This window comes from Pontibacter sp. H249 (genome assembly GCF_037892465.1).
Classification (GTDB): Bacteria; Bacteroidota; Bacteroidia; order Cytophagales; family Hymenobacteraceae; genus Pontibacter.
Map to the genome: position 1 here is coordinate 1 of NZ_JBBKTR010000032.1, position 1,266 is coordinate 1,266.

At 55.1% G+C, this 1,266-nt stretch carries 1 protein-coding gene; it reads left to right on the forward strand.

From position 1 onward, the window contains the following. Positions 1-23 precede the first annotated feature (23 nt). Complete coding sequence (locus WG943_RS21185) at positions 24-1,223, forward strand: IS256 family transposase (RefSeq protein WP_445323662.1); 1,200 nt, start codon at positions 24-26, stop codon at positions 1,221-1,223. The last annotated feature ends 43 nt before the right edge of the window (positions 1,224-1,266 follow it).

The window sequence follows — 1,266 nt, forward strand, 5'->3', positions numbered from 1 at the left end:
TGGAAGAGAAAAACGAGCTGGATCTGGAAACGATCAAGCGCCAGTTCCTGGAAGAGTTCCGGAGCGGCAAACCCACCTTTGGCAAAGACGGCGCCCTAGGTCCCTTGTTAAAACATTTTTTAGAAGCGGCTCTGGACGCGGAAATGGACCTGCACCTGTCGGATGAGCAACGGCAGCAAGGCAACCGGCGCAACGGTAAAGTGAGCAAACAAGTCCGTACCTCGGATGGGGTAATTGAGGTGGAATCATCCCGCGACCGTTCATCCAGCTTTGAGCCGCAGATCATCCGCAAGCGTGAAACGGTGCTGGCCGAGAACCTAGAGCCCCGCATCCTGAGCATGTACGGTCTGGGCATGAGCCTTCGCGACATCTCTTCGCATCTGAAGGAGATGTACGACATGGACATCTCCCATGACACGCTCGCTGCCCTGACAGAGAAGATCGTGCCCCAGGTCAAGGAATGGCAGGCCCGGCCATTGGACCCGCTCTACTGCATCGTCTGGCTGGACGCCATGCACTACAAGGTCAGGCAGGATGGGCGCACCGTCTCCAAAGCCGTTTACAACATCCTGGGCATTGACCGCCACGGCCACAAAGAGCTGCTGGGCGTGTATGTGTCGGAAAGCGAAGGGGCCAACTTCTGGCTCTCTGTACTGACTGATCTGCAGCAGCGGGGCCTAGCTGACATCCTTATTGCCTGCATCGATAATTTGAAAGGCTTTGCCGAAGCCATCACCAGTGTCTTTCCGCAGACCGAAGTGCAAAGCTGCATTGTCCACCAGATCCGCAACAGCATCAAGTATGTAGGCTCTAAAGACCAGAAAGAGTTTATTCGGGATCTCAAGCCCGCGTACCGGGCCGAGACAAAAGAGCTGGCCGAGTTGAGGCTGCTGGAGCTGGAGGAAAAGTGGGGCAAGAAGTACCCCAAGGTCATCGAGAGCTGGCAGCGCAACTGGGACAAACTGAGCACGTACTTTAGGTATACCGAGCCGATCCGGAAGCTGATCTATACTACCAACACCATTGAGGGCTTTCACCGCCAGGTCAGGAAGGTGACCAAGACCAAAGGGGCTTTCCCAACGGATATGGCGCTACTGAAACTGATTTACCTGTCTCACCAGAACATCAGCAAGAAATGGGTCATGCCACTTGCCAACTGGAGCCAGACGGCACAGCAGCTCTCGATCTGGTTCGGGGAGCGGATGCAGCTGGACTTGAAGTGAGACGCACTTTAAAAGTTTGGCCCTTTCGCTGTAAGGATTCACA